General features: G+C 56.9%; 6 protein-coding genes. 5 read left to right on the top strand and 1 reads right to left on the bottom strand.

Annotated elements, in window-relative coordinates; translation table 11 throughout:
* Positions 1-316: 316 nt before the first annotated feature.
* Complete coding sequence (locus RMSM_RS41515) at positions 317-547, bottom strand: hypothetical protein (protein ID WP_040770612.1); 231 nt, start codon at positions 545-547, stop codon at positions 317-319.
* Positions 548-693: 146 nt separating this feature from the next.
* Between RMSM_RS41515 and RMSM_RS31825 the strand changes: the two genes are divergently transcribed.
* From RMSM_RS31825 to RMSM_RS43165, 5 genes are all read left to right on the top strand, one after another.
* Positions 694-2,205 (top strand): SpoIIE family protein phosphatase, encoded by a 1,512-nt coding sequence (locus tag RMSM_RS31825; protein WP_160168419.1) that lies wholly within the window; start codon positions 694-696, stop codon positions 2,203-2,205.
* Positions 2,206-2,523: 318 nt separating this feature from the next.
* The gene (locus tag RMSM_RS31820; protein WP_008707349.1) at positions 2,524-3,597 is read left to right on the top strand and encodes a KpsF/GutQ family sugar-phosphate isomerase; all 1,074 of its coding nucleotides are present in this window, start codon (positions 2,524-2,526) and stop codon (positions 3,595-3,597) included.
* Positions 3,598-3,606: 9 nt separating this feature from the next.
* Positions 3,607-3,969 carry an HAD family hydrolase gene (locus tag RMSM_RS31815; protein WP_008707347.1) on the top strand — a complete coding sequence of 121 codons (363 nt, stop codon included), beginning with the start codon at positions 3,607-3,609 and terminating at the stop codon, positions 3,967-3,969.
* Complete coding sequence (locus RMSM_RS43170) at positions 3,897-4,136, top strand: hypothetical protein (RefSeq protein ID WP_315850165.1); 240 nt, start codon at positions 3,897-3,899, stop codon at positions 4,134-4,136. The genes RMSM_RS31815 and RMSM_RS43170 overlap by 73 nt, the downstream gene beginning before the upstream one ends.
* A gap of 49 nt (positions 4,137-4,185) precedes the next feature.
* On the top strand, positions 4,186-4,365 hold a 180-nt coding region (locus tag RMSM_RS43165), incomplete at its 3' end, for a hypothetical protein (RefSeq protein ID WP_040770608.1).

Raw genomic sequence — 4,365 nt, 5'->3', positions numbered from 1 at the left:
AGAGAGTTTCGGCTTTACTGGCGTGGCCGAAAGTCTCTGCGACTTTCGCTACAGTGAATTCGCGTTTTCCGTATAAAAAGAAATGCTTCACAGCGTCGCGTTTTGCCGCTTGCGGGCTGTGGATTTAATGAGCCGCTCGCGCGTCAGCAGCCGGGTTCCACGCATTGCCCGGTGCCTTACCAGAATGCTCATTCGCTACATCCCGTGGCCTTACGGCCACGGCAGAGGATGTATCGGCCTCTGGCCTAAACCGGACGTTCTCTTACGGCCCTCGGCTCACCAATGCGATTTGCATTTCGATTAAATCAACAAGCCGCTAGCGTCCAAACGGCTCACGGGATTTCACCCAAAAATCCCTGCCTACCTGCTTCGATGTAGGCCGGATCAAGTCGCGATAGCGACGCAGATCCGGCGGGAAGCGAAAGCGATGGGCGAGATGAACACGTTCGGATCGCGGAGCGATAAACGATCGATTGATTTTGTGGAATTTGCCGATGATCCATGTTGCGCCGGCGACTTGGTAATTTCCGTAATTCTTATCAGTCATTCGGCTTAGTAAATCCATGCCGCCTTGCCGATCTCGGTTAGGGCAGCGATGGATAACGTTGCCCCGCCCTGCGTAATTCTCACTCTGGCATGGATCGCCACCCACCGTTTCTCAGCGATCCCATCCACTCCAGAGCATCGATGAACGTGACTAAGACTATCCCCAACTACTTGCGTATCCACAAAGGTCCCGCCTCGCCCGCCGCGCCTGATCTTGATCCATCAGCCGATGTGGTTTCACATTTCTGGCATGTCTTTGGCGACGCCACTGGTTGGCGAATCGATCCTTCGCGACGGCGCACCGGCAACGAGATCGAGCTGTTGCCAAGCGTGAACACCGATACGATCTCGGACCCGAGTGATTCGTCTCCCACGGTAACCAAAACCAGTGCGTTGCGATTGGCGGAATCCGCGGCAATGCTGGCCAACCAACTCCATCGATCACGTGAATCGCTACGTCGACAAGAAATGGAATTGGCCGCTCGCGCCGCGATTGTCCCCGGAGCGGACCTTCAATCCAAGCTATTGAAAAACATCGAAGCGATCTTACAAAATGCGTGCGAAGCCACCGGTTGTAGCGCCGCCGCAATGTACCTGCTCGATGAAGACACGCAAATTTTGAAGGCGCGAGCGACCCATGGGCTGCCTGAGAGTCGAATCGAAGAATCACCGCGTGAACTGCGAGGCAGTCGCGGCGATCTCGAAGCAATGGTGCGAGGCGTTGTCACCGCAGACAACTTCCTGGCCGGAGGAATCGATACGTGGAACAGCCCCGAACCGTTTGCCGCAGGGATCTGTGCAGCGATCACCGACGAAGAAGTACCGATTGGAACGCTTTGGATTTTTAGCGACGAGGTTCGCACGTTCGGCAAAGCGGAAGCGGCTGCGGGACGATTAGCGGCATCGCACCTGAGCGTAGAATTGTCGCGTGCCGCAATCGATCAGCGACAAAATCCATCAAGCAACCAACAAGATTCCGTCCGCGACATTAGCGAATGGCAACACTTGAGTTTGCCGATCGGCAACGACTTGGCACCGGGATGGCGTGCCGATGGGCTGATTGAATCGCCACAATCGTGGGCGACTGGATTCCACACCTGGGATGTGTTGCCCGACGGAACGTTGATGATGGCAATGGCCGACTCGCCCGATCGAACCGTTCGCGGCGCGATTCAAACCGCTGTCGCGCGAGCCGCGGTCACGGCGCACAGCAGTTATCGTCACACGGTTTCCCAGATGCTGCAACGGATCAACGACACCCTCTGGCAAACCAATGCCGGCGACCAATTGATGTCGATGCTGTACCTGCACATCGATCCCGAAACCGGCGAAGGCAATTTTGCATCGTGTGGCGACATGATGGCGATGATCAGCAGCCGCTATGGTTACCGCCCGCTGATCGATGGCCGCAGCGAACCGCTCGGAACTCACTTGGCCGCCCGCCCCACCCTCGATTCGTTTTCGCTGCTGCCTGGCGAAACATTGCTAGCATACAATCAAGGTATGCGGCTCGACGGCGGCACACAAAATGTATTGGGGGACCGTTTGCGAGGATGCTTGCAATCGGGCGACCTCAACCCACTTGCTGCCATTCGTCGTGACTTGGTCAACAAGTCGCTTGATCACGAGCGAGCCGCGATCACGCTGGTCCGGTCCTGAGCCGCAGTGCGAAGGGCATGTCGAGCGACTTGGATCGTGCCGAGACAACGGTCTGATCATTTGCGAGGAACCGTCACTGGATCCGAACAAACGACCGGACTGCCCACCCTCCATTTCATTGGTTTTCTTGGCCTCAGTCCCTCGGGCTGAGGCCAGGAGAACTTCCGGGGCGGTGCGTCAAAGTCCATTTGCATCGAAGCGATCAAAAACTGACGGCCGATCTCCTCTTGGCTTGATCGCTCTATTCTCGTTAGGATCGGCTCCCACTCTTGCCCTGTTCTGATTGAACGGCCTCGAAGTACCAAGGAAGGTATCGACGTGTCCGCAGCTGAAAAACTTCCCCTCGCCACTTCATCCGCCGCGACCAGCGTTTCGCTGCCCGAAACGCTGATTGAACGGCTGCGCATGTTGCGTGAAATCGTCTCGATCGAGGGACATGCGATTCTATCGGCCGCCAATACGCTGGGGGCCGACGCGGTCCGCGCCGCAGAAATGACCTCCCAGTGCGAGGGGTCGGTGATGGTCACGGGCGTCGGAAAAGCAGGCTTGGTGGGAAAAAAATTAGTCGCCACGCTTGCTAGCACTGGCACCCCCGCTCATTTCCTGCATCCGTCCGAAGCGGTCCATGGCGATCTTGGACGCGTGCGACCGCACGATTTGGTGTGGGCAATCTCCAATTCGGGACGTAGCGAGGAGGTGGTCCGCATCGCGCCGCATCTTCGTGAACATTCCGCGGGCTTGATCGCGATCACTGCGACCAACGACAATCCACTGGCTGCGGCAGCAACTTGTACCGTAGCGATCGGAAAACACAACGAAGCCTGCCCGAACGGACTGGCACCGACATCGAGCACCGCGGTCATGATGGCGGTCGGAGACGGAATTGCGATGCTGGCGAGTCGACTGCGTTGCTTCACGCCTCAAGATTTTGCCAAATTCCATCCGGGCGGTGCCTTGGGACGCAAATTGGCGACAGTGGACCAGATCATGCGAGGTTTGGATGCTTGCCGGATTGCCACCAGCGACATCACGGTGCGTGAAGCCATGGTGCGTGCTTCGAAAAATGGTCGCCGCACGGGCGCCGTGATGTTGGTCAACGAATCAAAACAGTTGGTCGGTATTTTTACCGACAGCGACCTGGCACGCATTCTAGAAACTCGCAACGACATTGCGTTGGATGAGACCATCGCTAACCGCATGACCGCAAATCCGACCACCGCATCGAGCGGCATGCTACTGCAAGATGCATTGGCAATCATGTCACGTCGTCGAATTAGCGAGCTGCCGGTACTGGATCATCAACGCCGCCCGATTGGATTGATTGACATCACGGACATCGCAGGCATGTTGGGCCCCCAAGACGAACCCGCAATCTTAAGTTTCAACCAGTAGCCCTCGTATATGCCTACCAAGCTTTCTACCGACGCATCGATTGCCGAACCGATCACCTGCATCATTTCCGATGTCGATGGCGTGATGACCGATGGACGCATTGTCTACGACGACCATGGTGTCGAAACCAAACGATTTCACGTTCGTGATGGTTTGGGAATCAAACTGTGGATGCGGTCTGGATTCTCGTTTGCCATCTTGTCGGCACGTCAAGGAAACGCGGTCAAAAAACGAGCTGCCGAGCTGGGGATTGAGCATGTTGCCCAAGGGTTCGAAAAAAATGGCCTGCCGCGCAATCACTGTTTGACACCATCGGATGCCGTCCAGAACACGTCTGCTATATCGGCGACGATTTGCCGGACATTGCCGTGATGAAGCGGGTGGCACTGGCGGTATCCCCCGCCGACGCCGCCACCGACGCACGCGAAGCGGCTCACTGGGTGCTGCAAAAACAGGGCGGCCACGGGGCGGTGCGAGAATTAGTGGAACGACTACTTCGTGCAAAAGGAGTTTGGCAGGACCACCTCGATGTTGCCTAGCTGCTTAGCTACCTAAAAAGCGAAGCGATAACGCAGCGGCTAGCGCCCAATGCCATCTACTTTGGGTAGCGGTGCGGCGCAAGCCGCCCGGTTGCAGCGAGTAAAACGTTCGATTTTGACCGGGCGGCTTGCGCCGCACCGCTACAAACGCCACCCGTTTAGTGCCAAAGTAGATGGCATTGGGCTAGCGCCGTCGGATCCCAAGACACAACGATGCTGCGAAAAACAT

The sequence above is a fragment of the Rhodopirellula maiorica SM1 genome (assembly GCF_000346295.1).
Classification (GTDB): Bacteria; Planctomycetota; Planctomycetia; order Pirellulales; family Pirellulaceae; genus Novipirellula; species Novipirellula maiorica.
The sequence above is the reverse complement of the archived record's forward strand: the minus strand, read 5'-3'. Positions and strand labels throughout refer to the sequence as shown.

Bases quoted from the DNA above. Each gene is read 5' to 3' on its own strand.
- RMSM_RS41515 (WP_040770612.1), bottom strand. From the start codon at position 547: ATGACTGATAAGAATTACGGAAATTACCAAGTCGCCGGCGCAACATGG.
- RMSM_RS31815 (WP_008707347.1), top strand. From the start codon at position 3,607: ATGCCTACCAAGCTTTCTACCGACGCATCGATTGCCGAACCGATCACC.